Genomic DNA, 15,759 nt, shown 5'->3' with positions numbered 1-15,759 from the left:
GGTGGTGCTGGGACTGGCCCGGTCTGCAGCGTCGCTGCGGGAGGACAACGCGGCGCTGGACGCCTGGGCGCAGAAGGTGCCGGTGGCGGATCCGGTCAGCGCGGAGGTTGCCGTGCTCGCCGAGCTGCCCTCCGCGGTGCGGGTGCGGGTCGTCCGGCGCCTCGCCCTGTCCGCAGGGTGCCCCCCCTCGGCCGTGACCCGCGAGCACCTGCTCGCCGCCGAGGCTCTGGTGACCCGCTGGCGGGGCCAGGGGCCGGTGGATCTTCCAGGTGGGGTTCGCGCGGCGCGGGAATCTGGCAGGCTGGTCCTGCACCGAGCACCCGGGAGGGACATTGCGCGCTGAGGACGTGGACGGCGACCTGGAAGGGGTCCTCATCGCCGCAGAGGAGTTGCAGACCAGGCTGTGCGAACTCGCCGCGCAGGTCGATGCCGACTACGGCGAGAAGAACCTGCTGATCGTCGGTGTCCTCAAGGGTGCGGTCATGGTGGTGGCCGACTTCGTGCGGGCGCTGTCCATCCCCGTCGAGATGGACTGGATGGCCGTCAGTTCCTACGGCTCCAGTACCCGCAGCTCGGGCGTGGTGCGGATCCTCAAGGACCTCGACACCGACCTCGGTGGCCGCCACGTGCTCATCGTGGAGGACATCCTCGACTCCGGGCTCACCTTGTCGTGGCTGTTGCGCAACCTGCGGTCGCGGGGGGCGGCCAGCGTGGAGGTCCTGACCCTGTTGCGCAAGCCCGACGCGATGCGCACCGAGGTCGACGTGCGCTATCTCGGCTTCGACATCCCCAACGATTTCGTGGTCGGGTACGGCCTGGATTACTCCGAGAAGTACCGCAACCTCGACTGCGTGGCCAAGCTGTCGCGCTCGGTGTACGAGTGAGCGCGTCTGGTTCGGCCTGCTGACCGGTCCGGGCGGGCCTCGCACGCGGCGGTCCATGGCGCTGGACGAATCCGGACACGTACGCTGGGAGCGAAGCCGGTCCGCGCTCGGCATATGGGAATGGGCGGACGGGTTCCGGCCGTTCTATCCTCAAGGTGATGAATATGAAGCGCGTGGCGCGCGGTCCGCTGTTGTGGATCCTGCTGGCAGTACTGCTCGTGCTGCTCGGCAGCAGCCTGGTGTCCGGTGTGGGCGGCGTCAAGGACGTCGACACGTGGCAGGCCGTCGACTACATCGAACAGAACCAGGCCAAGCAGGCCAAACTCATCGACCGCGAGCAGCGCATCGAACTCACCCTGCAGGACGGCAGTCAGGTCCGCTCCGAGTACATCACCGGCCAGGGTCTGGAACTGCAGAACCAGTTGCAGGCCAAGAAGGACGCCGGTCAACTCCCCGACGGGTACACCGTCGAGGTCCCGCGCGACAACATCTTCGTCACCTTGCTCGTCTCCCTGCTGCCGGTCGTCCTGATTGTGCTCCTGCTGTTCTTCTTCATGAGCCAGATGCAGGGCGGCGGCTCCCGGATCATGAACTTCGGCAAGTCGAAGGCCAAGGTCATCACCAAGGACATGCCGCAGACCACGTTCGCCGATGTCGCCGGCGCGGACGAGGCGGTGGAGGAACTCGAGGAGATCAAGGAGTTCCTCGCCCAGCCCGCGAAGTTCCAGGCGGTCGGCGCCAAGATCCCCAAGGGCGTGCTGCTGTACGGCCCGCCCGGGACCGGCAAGACCCTGCTGGCGCGCGCCGTGGCCGGGGAGGCGGGCGTGCCGTTCTACTCGATCTCCGGGTCGGACTTCGTGGAGATGTTCGTCGGAGTGGGCGCCTCGCGTGTGCGAGACCTGTTCGAGCAGGCCAAAGCCAACGCCCCAGCCATCGTGTTCGTCGACGAGATCGATGCGGTCGGCCGGCACCGCGGCGCCGGGCTCGGCGGTGGTCACGACGAACGCGAGCAGACCCTCAACCAGTTGCTCGTGGAGATGGACGGCTTCGACGTCTCCGGCGGGGTGATCCTCATCGCCGCGACCAACCGCCCCGACATCCTCGACCCCGCGCTGCTGCGCCCGGGCCGTTTCGACCGCCAGATCGCAGTGGAGCGCCCGGACCTCAAGGGCCGCGAGGAGATCCTCAAGGTCCACGTCAAGGGCAAGCCCATCGCCCCCGGCATCGACCTGCTGAACATCGCACGGCGGACACCGGGCTTCACCGGGGCGGACCTCGCCAACGTCCTCAATGAGGCGGCGCTGCTCACAGCGCGGTCCGGGGACACGCTGATCACGCCGGAAGCGGTCGACGAGGCCATCGACCGGGTGGTCGCCGGACCGCAGAAGCGCAGCCGCCTGATGAACGAGTCGGAGAAGCGGATCACCGCTTACCACGAGGGCGGTCACGCGCTGGTGGCCGCGGCGCTGCCCAACAGCGACCCCGTGCACAAGATCACGATCCTGCCCCGCGGGCGGGCGCTGGGCTACACGATGGTGCTGCCCGATCAGGAGAAGTACTCCACGACGCGCAACGAGATGCTCGACCAGTTGGCGTACATGCTCGGTGGTCGCGCCGCCGAGGAGATGGTCTTCCACGACCCCACCACCGGCGCCTCCAACGACATCGAGAAGGCAACCGCGGTGGCGCGGGCGATGGTCACCCAGTACGGGATGACCGAGCGGCTCGGTGCCATCCGTTACGGCCAGGAGAACAACGAGGTGTTCCTGGGCCGGGACATGGGGCACGTCCGTGACTACTCCGAGGAGATCGCCGCGGCCATCGACGAGGAGGTGCGTTCGCTGATCGAGCAGGCCCACCAGGAGGCCTACGAGATCCTCTTCGACAACCGCGACATCCTCGACCGGCTGGTGGTGGAGTTGCTGGAGAAGGAGACCCTGGACAAGGAACAGGTCGCCTCGATCTTCGCGGACCTGCGGCTGCGCGAGGCCCGGCCGGCCTGGACCGGGTCGGCCCGGCGCCAGCCCCACGAGCGCGGCCCGGTGGACTACCCGGCCGGCTCCAACGGCAACGGCTCGGGCGCCGGTGTGCCGACCCCCGAGCAAGGGGTCTGAGCAGTACCTCGCATTCATGGCCTTGAGCCCGGGGTGGCCCCGCTGCGCGGGGTCGCGGATTGCCCCACACTGGTTCAATGACCGATGTGATCAGCCTGCCCGACCGGGAGATCCCCGACTTCGACCATTCCCGCGCAGAGGCCGCCATCCGGGAACTGCTGTACGCCGTGGGGGAGGACCCCGAGCGCGACGGCCTGCGGGACACCCCGGCCCGCGTCGCCCGCATGTATGCGGAGGTTTTCGCCGGCATGCGCCAAGCGCCGGAGGACGTCCTCACCACCACCTTCGACCTCGCACACGACGAGTTGGTGCTGGTCCGCGACATCGAGGTGTGGAGCCACTGCGAGCACCACCTGGTGCCGTTCTTCGGCAAGGCCCATGTGGGCTACATCCCCGCCCCGGACGGCCGGATCACGGGGTTGAGCAAACTCGCCCGCTTGGTGGACGTCTACGCCAAGCGCCCGCAGGTCCAGGAGCGGTTGACCACGCAGATCGCTGACGCGCTGCAGGGGATCCTGACGCCGCGGGGGGTCATCGTGGTGATCGAGGCCGAACACTTGTGCATGGCGATGCGCGGGACCCGCAAGCCCGGCTCCACGACGACGACCAGCGCAGTGCGGGGCCAGTTGCGCGACTCTGCCACGCGTGCCGAGGCCATGGCGTTGATACTGGGTCGGTGACCATAGTCATGGGCGTGCTCAACGTCACGCCCGACTCGTTCAGCGACGGCGGCCGGTTCGCATCCTTCGAGGATGCCGTGGACGCCGGGGTCGCGATGGCCGCTGCCGGTGCCGCTTGGGTGGACGTCGGCGGGGAGTCCACCCGCCCCGGGGCGCAACGGGTGTCCCTGGAGGCTGAACTGGAGCGGGTGGTGCCGGTGGTCGCGGCCCTGGCCGACTATGGGGTCGCGGTGAGCATCGACACCACGCGTGCTGCGGTGGCCCGGGCCTGCGTGGCCGCGGGCGCGGGGATGGTCAACGACGTCAGCGGCGGTCTGGCCGACGAGGACATGCTGGCCGCGGTGGCGGACCTCGGTGTGCAGTACGTGGCCATGCACTGGCGCGCACATTCCGAGCACATGCAGGATTTCACTGCCTACGACGATGTGGTCACCGACGTCGTGCAGGCGTTGGACGTGCGGCTGGCGGCCTGCCTGGACGCGGGCATCCCGGCCGACCGAGTCATCCTCGATCCCGGCCTGGGCTTCGCCAAGCAGCCGCACCACAACTGGCAGTTGCTGGCCGGTGTCGCGCGACTGGTGGCCATCGGACCGCGGGTCCTGCTCGGCGCGTCCCGCAAGCGCTTCATCGGTGAGTTGCTGGCCGAGGGGACTTCCCCGGGAGCCCACTGGGCGGGACACGGCCACCGCAGCCGTTAGCGCGCTCGCGGCGGCCCAGGGCGTCTGGGGGGTCAGGGTGCACGATGTGCCGGGTAGTTGCGATGCCGTGCGCGTCGCCAGGGCGTGGCAGGAGGCGCGATGAAAGACACGATCAGCGTGCAGGGTATCCGGGTGCGGGGTCGTCACGGCGTCCTGGACTTCGAGCAGCAGTTGGGGCAGACCTTCATCGTCGACGTCGACATGCAGGTGGACACCACCCTGGCCGGTGAGACCGACGACCTGCATCACACCGTGGACTACGGGACCGTGGCCAGCGAGGTGGCGGCCATCGTCAGCGGTGAGCCGTTCCAGTTGATCGAGGCGCTGGCCGCCGCGCTGGCGCAGCGGGTCAAGGAGTTCGACGGGGTCGAGCAGGTCACCATCACGGTGCACAAGCCCTACGCGCCGGTCACGGAGGTCTTCGACGACGTGACCGTGCGGATCACGAGGTGACACGGGTCGCGCTGTCGATCGGGGCCAACCTGGGCGACCGCCTGGCCGCGTTGCGGTACGCAGTGGCCGAACTCGCCACGCTCGGCAACGTTGTCGCCGTCTCGGACGTGTATGAGACCGATCCAGTGGGAGGCCCCGAACAGCCCGAGTACTACAACGCGGTGGTGGTCGTGGAGACCTCGGTGCCGCCCGCGGAGGTACTGGCCGCGGCACAGCGGGCGGAGCAGGGCAAGGGCCGCACGCGCGAGGTCCGGTGGGGGGCCAGGACTCTGGACGTGGACGTGCTGGCGTACGGGCAGCAGGTCAGCGCCGACCCGGTGCTCACACTGCCGCACCCCCGCGCGATGGACAGGGGTTTCGTGATGATCCCCTGGGCGCAGATCGATCCGGATTTCCTTCTGCCCGACGCACGTTCCGTGGCCGGAGTGGCAGCCGGGATGGCCCGCGACGGTGTTCGCCGGATCGGCCCCTTGCTGCGTACAGTGGAACCGTGACTCCGACCAGTGCCCGCCTGCTCGTGACTCTGGGGGTCGTCAGCGCCGTCGCCGGCTGGGTGGTGGCGGACATGGTCGACCGCATCGCCGGGCGCAGCGTCCCCGTCCCGTGGACGGCTCCGGCCACTCTGGTGATCCTGGCAGTGGCGCTGGTGTTCTGGGCCTTCGGGACGCGCCGACGGCTGCGCGAAGGCAGGGTGGATCCCTTCGTGGCCGCGCGTACCGCTGCCCTGGCCATGGCCGCGTCGCGCACCGGTGCGATGGCGACCGGGGTGTACGCCGGATTCCTCGTGTGGTTCGTTGGGCAATGGTGGATCGAGGCAGCGCGGCAGCGCGGATTGGCGTCGTTGGTCGCGGTGGTGGCGGGGTTGCTGGTGGTCGCCGCAGCGCTGTGGCTGGAGCGCATCTGCCGCATCACGACTGATTCCGACGATGATGATGACGGCTCCAGCGATGCTGACTCCGCGGCTGATTGGGTGCACCCACGCGTCGGCTAGAGTCGGGACATGGCCGAGGCTCTCGAAGACCTTCCGTACGACGAACTGCGCCACCGGGCGTTCGACCTGGCGGAGAAGCGTCACGACATCGGTTTCTTCTACGACCTGCTCACACACACCCGGTCGCTGGAGAACGTCTCTGACGAGGGTGGGTCGCTCGGCGACATCTCCGGGTCGCTGGTGGGCTTGATCAACGCAGCGAAAGAGGCGTTCGGCCAGGACCAGGTGGCCGAACTCGAGCCGCTGTTCGTGGCGCGGTTCGCCACCTACCTGCGGGAGCACGGGCAGGGCTAGGGGCCTTCAGGGCCGGCTCAGGGCCGCGATGCCTGCATCAACCGGTCGATGTCCCCCACCCGCACGGCCTTGCCGACCGGGGTCACCCGAGCCGTACCGGAATCTGCCTGCAACGTGGCGGCCAGCAGGTCGTAGAGGCTGGCGTCCTGCGGCACGTCGATGATGCCGGCCGAGGGGGCGATGGTCTGCTCCCCGAGTGCCTCGAGGGGGATGGGGCTGACCCGCAGGCGCTTGATCGCGCGGTCGGACCCGACGAAGTCGGCCACGAAGTCGCTGGTGGGGAAGCCGAGCACGACGGCGGGCCGGTCGAACTGCTCGAGGTAACCCCCTTGCCGCATAACTGCGATCCGGTCGCCGAGTTTGACTGCCTCGTCGACGTCGTGGGTGACCAGCACCACGGTCTTGCGGACGCGCTGGTGCAACGCCAGGAACTCGTCCTGCAGGCGCTCCCGCGCGATCGGGTCGACGGCGCCGAACGGCTCGTCCATGAGCAGGACGGGCGGGTCGGCGGCCAGCGCCCGCGCCACCCCCACCCGCTGCCGCTGCCCGCCGGACAGCTGATGGGGGTAGCGGTCGCCGAACGTCCCTGGCTCCAGGTCGACCAGGTCCAGCATCTCGTCGACCCGGGCGTCGATCCGGGCCTTGTCCCACCCCAGCAACCGGCAGACGGTGGCGACGTTGCGGCGCACCGTGTAATGCGGGAACAGCCCGGCGTTCTGGATCACATAGCCGATGCGCCGGCGCAACTGCTGGACGTCCATCGCCGTGACGTCCTCACCGGCCACCCGGATAGTGCCACTGGTGGGCTCGATGAGGCGGTTGATCATGCGCATCGTGGTCGTCTTGCCGCACCCGGACGGCCCTACGAGCGCGCAGATGAATCCCTCGTCGACCTCGAGTGTGAGGTCGTGGACCGCGACCGTGCCATCGGGGTACTGCTTGGTCACGTCCTGCAGGGAGATCATGGCTGCGACCGTAGCGCAGAACCTCCGCTGGGGCACCCACCACGAGACGGTGCCGAACCGGCAACTCATGCGCGCGTTCTCCGCATTCCAGCCGGGGAACGCGCGCGCTCTGCGTTACGGTCGGGCCATGCCGACGACGATGGCTGCGGCGAGCAACCCGTGGTTGTCCTGGAGCTACGTTCAGGACAACTGGGACACCCTGGTCGCCGCCGGCAAGGAACACGTCATGCTCACGGTCGGTGCTGTCGCGCTGGCGATCATCCTGGCGATCCCGCTGGCCGTGCTGGTGCGCAAGGTGCCGACCCTGTCAGGTCCGGTGCTCGGGCTCTCCGGCGTGCTCTACACGATCCCGTCACTGGCCCTGATCTCGCTGCTGTGGCCGGTCTTCGGGCTCAGCCCCTGGACGGTCATCATCGCGTTGGCGGTCTACGGCCTGCTCGTCGTGTTGCGCAACATCGTGGTGGGCCTGGACGAGGTGCCCGGGGATGTGCTCGATGCCGCCACGGGGATGGGCCTGACGCCCCGGCAGGTCACCACCCGGGTCTCCATCCCGCTGGCCCTGCCCACCATCCTGGCCGGCATCCGGATCGCCACCGTGAGCACGGTCGGCATGGTGACCATCGGCGCGCTGGTGGGCTACGGCGGCTTCGGCATGCTGATCCTGTCGGGTTTCCAGAACAACTTCTGGCACGCGGAGATCTTCACCGCCACGCTGTGCTGTGTGTTGCTGGCCGTGGTCTTCGAGGTGCTGCTGCTGGCGGTGGAACGGTTCACGGTTCCCTGGGCGCGGAAGCAGGCCACCTGATGGCAGTGCTCGACTGGTTCCTGGACCCGGCCAACTGGTCCGGCGAGAACGGCATCCCCGTGCGCACGTGGCAGCAGATCCAGATCAGCCTGCTGGCCATGGCCATCGCGCTGGTGATCGCGCTCCCCATCGCGCTCACCCTGGGCCACCTGCGCAAGGGCTTCTTCCTTGCGACCAACATCGGCAACGTCGGCCGCGCCATCCCGACGCTGGGGGTGCTGACGATCCTGGCCTCGATCCCTGAGATCGGCATCGGCAACCTGGCCGCGATCCTGGCCCTGGCCCTGTTTGCCATCCCTCCGGTGCTGACCAACACGTACACCGGCCTGGCGGGGGTGGACGACGAGGTGCGCGATGCCGCCCGCGGTATGGGGATGGGCGGCCTGGGCATCCTGGCGCGCGTCGAGATCCCGCTGGCCGTCCCCCTCATCGCCGCGGGCATCCGCACCGCCACTGTGCAGGTGGTGGCCACCGCCTCACTGGCCGCGCTGGTCGGTAGTGGGGGCCTCGGGCGCTACGTCGTCGACGGGTTCGCCCTGCAGGACAACACGCTGATCATCGCCGGGGCCATCCTTACCGCAGGATTGGCCGTTGTGGCCGAACTGCTGCTGGCAGTCGGACAGCGATTCGTCACCCCCAGAGGACTGCGTCAGCAGAGCACCGCCGAGGTGGAAATGCAGGAACTCCCGGTCGCCGGACACTGACCTGGCAGAACCGTCGTGCGTGTCCGGCGGGTGTGGTTGGATGTCTGCATGACTGCGCGCCGGATGTCCCGATTCGCCCTCTTCGCCGCTGGTGCCGTTGTGCTGGCGGCCTGCAGCTCCGGAGGCGGTGAGACCGACAGCAGCGCCTCCCCCTCGGAGGGTGGCGCGCCCGTCACCATCGCCACCACGAACTTCTCCGAGACCAAGATCCTGGCGTCGATGTACCAGCAGGTGCTGCAGGCCAAGGGGATCGACGCCTCCATCAAGGAGTTGACGACCCGCGAGGTGATCGTGCCGGCGCTGGAGAAGGGCGAGATCCAGCTGACCCCGGAGTACTTGGGGAGCCTGACGGAGTTCCTGAACAAAGAGGTCAACGGCCCGGACGCCGAGCAGGTGGCCAGTGGTGACACCCAGGCGACGTTCGACGCGGCGCAGGCGCTCGCCGAACAGCAGGGGCTCACGCTGCTGACCCCGTCGGCGGCGCAGGATCAGAACTCGTTCGCGGTGACCCAGGACTTCGCCACCCAGAACAACCTGCAGACCCTCAGTCAGCTGGGCACCTACTCCCAGCAGTCGCCGATCACGCTCGGTGGCCCGCCGGAGTGCCCGAAGCGCCCGTTCTGCCAGCCCGGCCTGGAGCAGACCTACGACGTCACGGTCGGCTCGTTCGTGCCGCTGGACGCCGGTGGTCCGCTGACCATCCAGGCTCTCAACCAGGGCAAGGTGAACGTCGGCCTGGTGTTCTCGTCCTCCGGATCGGTCGCGGCGAACAACCTCGTCGTGCTCGAGGACGACAAGGGTCTGCAGACCGCGGAGAACATCCTCCCGGCGCTGAACAGCGACGCGGTGACCGACACGATCACGCAGGCGCTGGACCCGTTGTCGGCCGCGCTGACCACCGATGAACTGCAGCAACTCAACGAGCAGGTCGAGATCGACCGGCAGAAGCCGGAGACGGTGGCGAAGAACTGGCTGACGGAGAACGGTCTGCTGTAGGTCTACTTGTCCAGGTCGCCCGCGACGAGCAGGAAGCTCATCAGGGCGACGGGCAGATCGCCGACCGACGTGCCGGGCAGGCACGCCCCGAGTGCTGCAGCGTTGTTGAAGCTCGCCGTGCGCATCTTCATCCGCCACGGCACGGCATCCCCGGTGGAGACGATCCACCAGCCGTTGACGCCCGAACCGGTCTCACCGGCGCCGTAGTACTCGCCCTCCGGCAGCCGGATGGTGCGCGGCAGTCTCGTGTCGATCTCCCCGGCGGGCAGCCCGGTGCTGTGGATGTACTGCTGCGAGACCTCGATCTCGTCGACCAGGCACTGCATCCGGGCCAGCGCGTCACCCTCTTGATGGACGACGTGCCGGACGTGGGTGCGCAGATCGCGGTCCCAGCCACTGGCCCGGGCCACGACGCCGCTGGACGCGTGCGCCACGGCCTGTTGCCGGGACAGCACCGCCACCCCGGCCAGCCGCCCGGCCACCACGTCGAGGCACCCTGACACATCAACCCGCGGCAGACTCTCGCGCCAGGCATCGTCGACATCCATGCTCAGTCCACCGATGCGCACGATCATCAGGTGCATGCGTGCGCCGGTGGCCAGGTCCAGCGCCCTGGTCAGGCCGGCCCGGGTCCGCCGCAGTTCATCCGCGTCGCCGCCGAGGGCCGCGATGGTCTCGGCGAGCCAGTACAGGTGGTGGTTGATCCGGCAGACCTCGCTGAGCAGCGTGCGCAGGGCCTGTGCTCGTGGCGGGACAGAGATACCGAGGGCCTTCTCCATGACCTGCGCCGCCGTCAGTTCGCCGTCGAAACTGCTGAGCCAGTCATGGCGGTTGGCCAGCGAGAGGATCTGCCGGTAGTCCCGGGACTCGAACAGCTTCTCCGCGCCGCGATGCATCAGGCCGGTGACGACCTCGGCGCGTTCGATCATCCCGTCGTGCACGGTGCCGCGGATCCGCAGCAGGCCGTGTCCGGCGGGATGCGACGCCGGCAGGGGCACGTCGAGCAGGTCCACGGACCGCATGCTGCCAGAAGCGAGGGCCCAGGGCGTGGCCGCCCAGCAAGTGGACGTGCCTCGCCTGCGCCGCCTGGCATCTCGCGCATGGACAGGCAGGCACTGCGCGCCCTGCAGGCACCCTTCGTGAACGCTACCTCGCAGATCCCTCAGCAGCCACCACACCATTGCACGCCGTTGGTGACTTCCGCGACGAGGGCATCACGTGCACCGTCGAAACCATGGCGGGGCCCGTGCGTGCCGGTCTGCATCCAGCCGTCCGGCGGCTCCGGTGGGGACGCCTGCTCCGGGGACATGCTCCTCGAGGCGCTGGTCGCGTGCGTGGGTGTGACGCTGCGCAGCGTCGCCACCGCGATGGATCTGGACCTGGGAACAGTCCACCTGGTGGCCGAGGGTCATTTCGACGCTCGTGACACTCTCGGGGTGGACCGCACAGTGGACGTCGGTGTCGCCCCGATCACGATCACCGCGACGGTCGGCGCGGACATCACCGACGCGGTGCTCGAGCGCCTCGGACGATCAACGGGACGCTACTGCGTCGGCGGCCAGAGCCTTCGCCACCCACCGACTGTGGTGATGAGGCGCGGTGACGCCCCACCCGCCAGGGTTCGCCAAAGAAGGCCAAAGGGTGCCCAGCCCGCGGTCGCAGGGCGTGGAGTCAGCGATCGCGACGCGTCGGACTCCGATATGTCGACCGGCGGGCGATCTAGACTCGGGGCATGGCCTCCAAGGTGGATGTGGCGTTCCGGCCCGAAGGGGATACCTGGCAATCCCTGTCGCCCAAGTTGATCACCGCCCGCCGGTTGATCCTCGGCATGTTCGTGGCCGGGATACTGGTCGCGGCCGCAGTCGTGGCCTTCGCGGGCGCCCCCGTGTGGGTCGCCCCGGCGATCGCGGCGGCGGCGGTGGCGCTGCTGGTGATCGGCTGGCCCTGGATCGGGCGCCGGGTGCGTTCCTGGGGCTACGCCGAACGTACCGACGATCTGGTGGTCGCCAGCGGCATCTGGTTCCGGCGACTGGTGGTCGTGCCCTACGGCAGGCTGCAGTTCGTCGACGTCAAGGCCGGGCCCATCGACCGGGCGTTCGGCCTGGTGTCCGTCCAGTTGCACACCGCGTCGGCCACATCCGATGCGGCCATTCCCGGTCTGTCCCCCGACGTCGCCGCCGAACTGCGCGACCGGTTGGCCGCGAAGGGCGAGCAGAGGTCGGCGGGGTTGTGAGCGCACCGGACACCCAAGGCGGGCGGCGGCACGTCCACCCGGTGACGCCTCTCGTCCGCGTGTCCACGTACTTGCCGGCGCTGTTCGTCGGCGTGCTGATCGCCGGGGTCAGGCGCTGCTGTCCAAGCCACTGGGGGTTCTCGGACTGCTGGGGGTCACGCTCATGATCGCGGTGGTCGCACTCGGCTACGAGTTCTTGGCCTATCGGCGCCTGGCATTCTGGTTCGATGACGACGGCGACCTGCGGGTGCAGTCCGGCGTGATCTTCCAGCAGGAGCGGCGACTGCAGTTGTCCCGCCTGCAGACGGTGGACGTCAACCGACCACTGGTGGCCCGGGTCTTCGGATTCGCGGCGCTGCGCATCGAGGTGGCGGGTGCCGGTGACTCCCGCGCCGATCTGCAGTACCTGACCATGGCCGAGGCCGAGTCCTTGCGCAGCGAGATCCTGGCCCGTGCTGCCGGTCTGCAACACGACGTCGGGGAGGCGCCCGAGGCGCCCTTGCTCGTGGTGCCCACGAAGGATCTGTTGGTCTCGCTGCTGTTGCGGGCAGTCACCGTGCTCCTGCTGCTTCTCACCGTGCTGATCGTCGTGTCCACGGTGGTGCTCAACGGTTGGACGGGGCTGTTCACCGTCCTGCTGGGTGGCGTGCCGCTGGCCATGGTCGTCACCGAGTTCACCCGGCTCTACAACTTCACCGTGGCCGACTCGCCGGACGGCATCCGGCTGCGCCACGGGTTGCTGCAGACGCAGGCCCGGACCATCCCGCCCGGGCGCGTGTGCGCGGTCGAGTTCGAGGAGCCGCTGCTGTGGCGGCGCCGGGGGTGGGTGCGCCTTCACGTCACCGTCGCCGGACTGACCAAGAGCGATGACGAGGCTGGCACCGAGGCCGTGCTGCTGCCGGTCGCCCCGCGCGAGGTCGCTGAGGACCTGTTCCGGCGGGTGCTCCCCGGCGCGGACCCCGGTGGCGTCCCCATGACCGCCCCAGTGGCTCAAGTGCGCCGCCGTGCGTGGATCCAGTGGCGCCAGCTGGCCGCGGGTGCCGATCCACGGATCGCGGTCCTGCGCCGCGGCCGGGTGACCCGGCGCTTGCAGGTCGTGGACCATGCCCGCGTGCAGTCCGTGCGACTCACGCAGGGGCTGTGGGAGCGCAGCCTGGGCCTGGCCAGTGTCCACCTCGACCTGCCGCCGGGTCGCATCGACGCGGTGTGGCCGCACTTCGGTCTGCAGCAGTGCCAGGAGCTGCTCGGTGAGGAGGTCGGGCACATGCGGGCGGCACGAGCCTCCGACAAGAGCACGCGGTGGATGCGCGATTGACCTGGGCCCAGGCCATGGCCTGGACACACGAAGTCGCCTTCTCCCCGCATGTGCCGGCGCACCGGCATTTCACCACCAGCATCGACCTCGGTGACCACGTCGCGCGGCTCGTACTGCAGCGGTGCCGGGCGGCCGCAGCCCGCCACGGGATCGACCGGCCGTGGATCGTGGATGTCGGCGCCGGCGGTGGCAGGTTGCTGCGGCAGTTGCAGGACCTGGGATTCCCGGCCGATCGGCTGATCGGTGTCGATGTGCGCCCACGGCCGGAGTTGCCGTTGCCGGTCCGCTGGATCCAGGGCCGGGCACCGGACTGCTTGCCGCAGGTCGAGGGTCTGGTGTTCGCCCACGAGTTCCTCGACGACATCCCGGCCGATGTCGTGCACGCTGGCCGGACGCTGACCGTGGCGGGCCGGCCGGGGCCGGCGGCGCAGCCCGGTGATCTGCAGTGGGCGGCCGTCTGGGGCGACGGGCCCGGTGGCCGCCGGCGCGACGAGGCCTGGTCGCGCATCGTCTCCGCGGTGTCGGTCGGGGAAGCGATCGCGGTGGACTACCCCCGCAGCGATCCGGTCGGTCATCGCGCCGGCCGTCGAGTACCCGCGCGGCCGGACGGTGGCACCGACATCAGCGCGGGGGTCGAGTTCCGCGCCCTGCGGGCACGCGCCGGGGGACGCATCGTGCCGCAGCACCGCATCCTCGCGGATGCCGTTGTGGAGACCTTCGCCGACCGCGCCGAACTGGCCGTGCTGCGTGACCGCTCGGGGCTCGGGGCCTTCCAGTGGTTGATCACCGACCGGCCCGAGACGCCACCCGGGAGAGATCGGTACATCGGGGAGTGATCCGAGCCGGTTGCTTCGCTCCCGGACGTACGTATCACTCCCCGGTGCGGCTGTAGCGGTCGGCCGGTCACGGGTCGATGCCGACGGCTGACGCCGCGCCCGCCGCGGCCACCTCGGTAGGCTCGCCAGCGTGACTGTTCGCCTGCGCACCGGTGTCATCGGCGTCGGTCGTGCTGGCGGCGCGCTCGGGGCGGCACTGGCGCGAGCCGGACACCCGGTCGTCGCCGCGCCCGCGGTGAGTGAGAGTTCGCTGGAGCGTGCCCGGACACTGCTGCCCGGCGCTGAAGTCGTGAGCGTCGAGGACGTGGTCCAGCGCGCAGATCTGGTGTTACTCGCCGTGCCCGACGACGCCCTGCCGGCGCTGGCGGAAGCCTTGGAGTTCCACCCCGGCCAATTCGTGGTGCACTGCTCCGGCCGGTACGGCGTGGCCGTGCTCGAACCCGCGCAGGCGAAGGGTGCCCTGCCGTTGGCGTTGCACCCTGCGATGACGCTGACCGGCACCAGCCTGGACGTCGAGCGGCTCTCGGGAGCGCCCTTCGGGGTCACTGCCGCCGAACCGCTGCGCATGGCCGCCGAGGCGCTTGTCGTCGAGATGGGCGGCGAGCCGGTCTGGATCCCTGAGGAGGCCCGCCCGCTGTACCACGCGGCCCTGGCACATTCGGCGAATCACCTGATCACGCTGGTCGCTTCCGGCATCGAGATGCTCCAGGACGCGGGCGTGGAGTCGCCAGCGCGCCTGCTGACGCCGCTGGTGCAGGCGAGCCTGGACAACGCCCTGCGCATGGGCTACCACGCCCTCACTGGACCTGTGGTGCGCGGTGATGCGCGAACCGTCGCGGCCCATGTGGCAGAACTGCAGCACGATCCGCAGATCCAGGCGGCGTATGTCGCGCTGGCCCGGCTTACAGCCGACCGGGCGCTGGCCCAGGGGCTGCTGCGGCCGGCGGCTGCGGAGGGTCTGCTCAACGCGCTGGGGGGCCGGCCGTGAGAGTCGTTGACGCCCACAAGGACCTGCGAACCGACGCCGGCGAGAGCCGACGGGGCGTGGTGATGACGATGGGCGCCCTGCACGACGGGCACGCTGCGCTGATCGGGGCCGCGCGTGAACTCGACGACCACGTCACCGTCACGATCTTCGTGAACCCCACGCAGTTCGGTCCAGGGGAGGACCTGGACCGCTACCCGCGCACCCTCGACGCCGACCTGGCCCTGTGCGAGCGGCTGGGCGTCAACACCGTGTACACCCCGAGTCCGCAGGATGTGTACGTGCGAGACCCGCGGGTGAGCGTGGATCCCGGAGTGCTCGGCACGGCGCTGGAGGGTGCCGCGCGACCCACCCACTTCCGCGGGGTTCTGACGGTGGTGCTCAAACTGCTCCAGCGCACCCGTCCCGACGACGCGTTCTTCGGGGAGAAGGACTACCAGCAGTTGACGCTCATCCGTTCCATGGTGCTCGACCTCGACCTGCCGGTGAACGTGGTCGGCGTGCCCACGGCCCGCGAGCCCGATGGCCTTGCCAGATCGAGCCGCAATGTCTACCTCACGCCCGAGCAGCGCCGGGAGGCCCTGGCAATCCCACGTGCCCTGACCGCCGGTGCCGGGCACAACCGCGTGGGCGCGATCGAGGCTTCTGCCCGTGCCGAACTCGCAGGTCTGGACGTGGACTATGTGCAGGTGCGCTCGCCGGACCTGGACCCGCCCGGCATCGGCCCGGGTCGACTGCTGGTGGCCGCACGTGTCGGTCGCACCCGGCTGCTGGACAATTGCGCAGTGGAAGTGAGGTCGCTGTGA

At 69.5% G+C, this 15,759-nt stretch carries 18 protein-coding genes and 2 pseudogenes; 18 read left to right on the top strand and 2 right to left on the bottom strand.

Features of this window, described 5'->3' with window-relative positions; all coding sequences use genetic code 11:
* From IPG68_14875 to IPG68_14835, 9 genes and pseudogenes are all read left to right on the top strand, one after another.
* Positions 1-343, top strand: a 343-nt coding sequence (locus IPG68_14875) for a TilS substrate-binding domain-containing protein (GenBank protein ID MBK6764460.1), incomplete at its 5' end; no start/stop codon positions are given.
* Positions 333-884, top strand: coding sequence for a hypoxanthine phosphoribosyltransferase (hpt, locus tag IPG68_14870; GenBank protein ID MBK6764459.1), 552 nt, complete (start codon positions 333-335; stop codon positions 882-884). The genes IPG68_14875 and hpt, both read left to right, overlap by 11 nt.
* Before the next feature lie 158 nt (positions 885-1,042).
* Positions 1,043-2,998: an ATP-dependent zinc metalloprotease FtsH gene (gene ftsH, locus IPG68_14865; GenBank protein ID MBK6764458.1), complete on the top strand. Its 1,956-nt coding sequence runs from the start codon at positions 1,043-1,045 to the stop codon at positions 2,996-2,998.
* A 77-nt stretch (positions 2,999-3,075) separates the two neighbouring features.
* Entirely contained in the window at positions 3,076-3,678 is a 603-nt protein-coding gene (gene folE, locus IPG68_14860) for a GTP cyclohydrolase I FolE (GenBank protein MBK6764457.1), read from the top strand.
* A gap of 8 nt (positions 3,679-3,686) precedes the next feature.
* Positions 3,687-4,479, top strand: a pseudogene (gene folP / locus IPG68_14855) (dihydropteroate synthase).
* Positions 4,476-4,829, top strand: a complete 354-nt coding sequence (gene folB / locus IPG68_14850) for a dihydroneopterin aldolase (GenBank protein MBK6764456.1) — start codon at positions 4,476-4,478, stop codon at positions 4,827-4,829. Before folP ends, folB begins: the two are co-directional and overlap by 4 nt.
* Positions 4,826-5,323, top strand: coding sequence for a 2-amino-4-hydroxy-6-hydroxymethyldihydropteridine diphosphokinase (gene folK / locus IPG68_14845; protein ID MBK6764455.1), 498 nt, complete (start codon positions 4,826-4,828; stop codon positions 5,321-5,323). The genes folB and folK overlap by 4 nt, the downstream gene beginning before the upstream one ends.
* Positions 5,320-5,820: a DUF3180 domain-containing protein gene (locus tag IPG68_14840; GenBank protein ID MBK6764454.1), complete on the top strand. Its 501-nt coding sequence runs from the start codon at positions 5,320-5,322 to the stop codon at positions 5,818-5,820. Before folK ends, IPG68_14840 begins: the two co-directional genes overlap by 4 nt.
* 9 nt (positions 5,821-5,829) lie before the next feature.
* Positions 5,830-6,114 carry a hypothetical protein gene (locus tag IPG68_14835; protein MBK6764453.1) on the top strand — a complete coding sequence of 95 codons (285 nt, stop codon included), beginning with the start codon at positions 5,830-5,832 and terminating at the stop codon, positions 6,112-6,114.
* A gap of 17 nt (positions 6,115-6,131) precedes the next feature.
* Here IPG68_14835 and IPG68_14830 read toward each other — a convergent pair whose 3' ends face one another.
* A complete protein-coding gene (locus IPG68_14830) occupies positions 6,132-7,079 on the bottom strand; it encodes an ATP-binding cassette domain-containing protein (GenBank protein MBK6764452.1) in 948 nt (315 codons plus the stop codon).
* 139 nt (positions 7,080-7,218) lie between these two features.
* Here IPG68_14830 and IPG68_14825 point away from each other — a divergent pair, with 139 nt between their 5' ends.
* From IPG68_14825 to IPG68_14815, 3 genes are read left to right on the top strand one after another with little or no spacing between them, the layout of a single operon-like run.
* Entirely contained in the window at positions 7,219-7,884 is a 666-nt protein-coding gene (locus IPG68_14825) for an ABC transporter permease (protein ID MBK6764451.1), read from the top strand.
* On the top strand, positions 7,884-8,588 hold the full coding sequence (locus IPG68_14820) for an ABC transporter permease (GenBank protein ID MBK6764450.1): 705 nt from the start codon (positions 7,884-7,886) through the stop codon (positions 8,586-8,588). Before IPG68_14825 ends, IPG68_14820 begins: the two co-directional genes overlap by 1 nt.
* Before the next feature lie 48 nt (positions 8,589-8,636).
* Positions 8,637-9,584, top strand: a complete 948-nt coding sequence (locus IPG68_14815; GenBank protein MBK6764449.1) for an ABC transporter substrate-binding protein — start codon at positions 8,637-8,639, stop codon at positions 9,582-9,584.
* A 2-nt stretch (positions 9,585-9,586) separates the two neighbouring features.
* Here IPG68_14815 and IPG68_14810 read toward each other — a convergent pair whose 3' ends face one another.
* Positions 9,587-10,597, bottom strand: coding sequence for an NADH-quinone oxidoreductase subunit D (locus IPG68_14810; protein MBK6764448.1), 1,011 nt, complete (start codon positions 10,595-10,597; stop codon positions 9,587-9,589).
* Positions 10,598-10,684: 87 nt separating this feature from the next.
* Between IPG68_14810 and IPG68_14805 the strand changes: the two are divergent.
* The 6 genes and pseudogenes from IPG68_14805 (at position 10,685) to IPG68_14780 (ending at position 15,759) form a co-directional block, all read left to right on the top strand.
* Positions 10,685-11,386 (top strand): annotated as a pseudogene (locus IPG68_14805) (OsmC family protein).
* Positions 11,317-11,817, top strand: coding sequence for a PH domain-containing protein (locus IPG68_14800; GenBank protein ID MBK6764447.1), 501 nt, complete (start codon positions 11,317-11,319; stop codon positions 11,815-11,817). Before IPG68_14805 ends, IPG68_14800 begins: the two are co-directional and overlap by 70 nt.
* Before the next feature lie 163 nt (positions 11,818-11,980).
* Positions 11,981-13,132 carry a PH domain-containing protein gene (locus IPG68_14795; GenBank protein ID MBK6764446.1) on the top strand — a complete coding sequence of 384 codons (1,152 nt, stop codon included), beginning with the start codon at positions 11,981-11,983 and terminating at the stop codon, positions 13,130-13,132.
* Positions 13,117-13,968, top strand: coding sequence for a hypothetical protein (locus tag IPG68_14790; GenBank protein ID MBK6764445.1), 852 nt, complete (start codon positions 13,117-13,119; stop codon positions 13,966-13,968). Before IPG68_14795 ends, IPG68_14790 begins: the two co-directional genes overlap by 16 nt.
* 130 nt (positions 13,969-14,098) lie before the next feature.
* Positions 14,099-14,956 carry a DUF2520 domain-containing protein gene (locus IPG68_14785; protein ID MBK6764444.1) on the top strand — a complete coding sequence of 286 codons (858 nt, stop codon included), beginning with the start codon at positions 14,099-14,101 and terminating at the stop codon, positions 14,954-14,956.
* A complete protein-coding gene (locus tag IPG68_14780; protein MBK6764443.1) occupies positions 14,953-15,759 on the top strand; it encodes a pantoate--beta-alanine ligase in 807 nt (268 codons plus the stop codon). The genes IPG68_14785 and IPG68_14780 overlap by 4 nt, the downstream gene beginning before the upstream one ends.

The sequence above is a fragment of the Micrococcales bacterium genome, assembly GCA_016703125.1.
GTDB lineage: Bacteria > Actinomycetota > Actinomycetes > S36-B12 > UBA10799 > JADKAV01.
The sequence above is the reverse complement of the archived record's forward strand: the minus strand, read 5'-3'. Positions and strand labels throughout refer to the sequence as shown.

Bases quoted from the DNA above. Each gene is read 5' to 3' on its own strand.
- ftsH (MBK6764458.1), top strand. From the start codon at position 1,043: ATGAATATGAAGCGCGTGGCGCGCGGTCCGCTGTTGTGGATCCTGCTG.
- folE (MBK6764457.1), top strand. From the start codon at position 3,076: ATGACCGATGTGATCAGCCTGCCCGACCGGGAGATCCCCGACTTCGAC.
- folB (MBK6764456.1), top strand. From the start codon at position 4,476: ATGAAAGACACGATCAGCGTGCAGGGTATCCGGGTGCGGGGTCGTCAC.
- IPG68_14835 (MBK6764453.1), top strand. From the start codon at position 5,830: ATGGCCGAGGCTCTCGAAGACCTTCCGTACGACGAACTGCGCCACCGG.
- IPG68_14830 (MBK6764452.1), bottom strand. From the start codon at position 7,079: ATGATCTCCCTGCAGGACGTGACCAAGCAGTACCCCGATGGCACGGTC.
- IPG68_14825 (MBK6764451.1), top strand. From the start codon at position 7,219: ATGGCTGCGGCGAGCAACCCGTGGTTGTCCTGGAGCTACGTTCAGGAC.
- IPG68_14820 (MBK6764450.1), top strand. From the start codon at position 7,884: ATGGCAGTGCTCGACTGGTTCCTGGACCCGGCCAACTGGTCCGGCGAG.
- IPG68_14815 (MBK6764449.1), top strand. From the start codon at position 8,637: ATGACTGCGCGCCGGATGTCCCGATTCGCCCTCTTCGCCGCTGGTGCC.
- IPG68_14800 (MBK6764447.1), top strand. From the start codon at position 11,317: ATGGCCTCCAAGGTGGATGTGGCGTTCCGGCCCGAAGGGGATACCTGG.
- IPG68_14795 (MBK6764446.1), top strand. From the start codon at position 11,981: ATGATCGCGGTGGTCGCACTCGGCTACGAGTTCTTGGCCTATCGGCGC.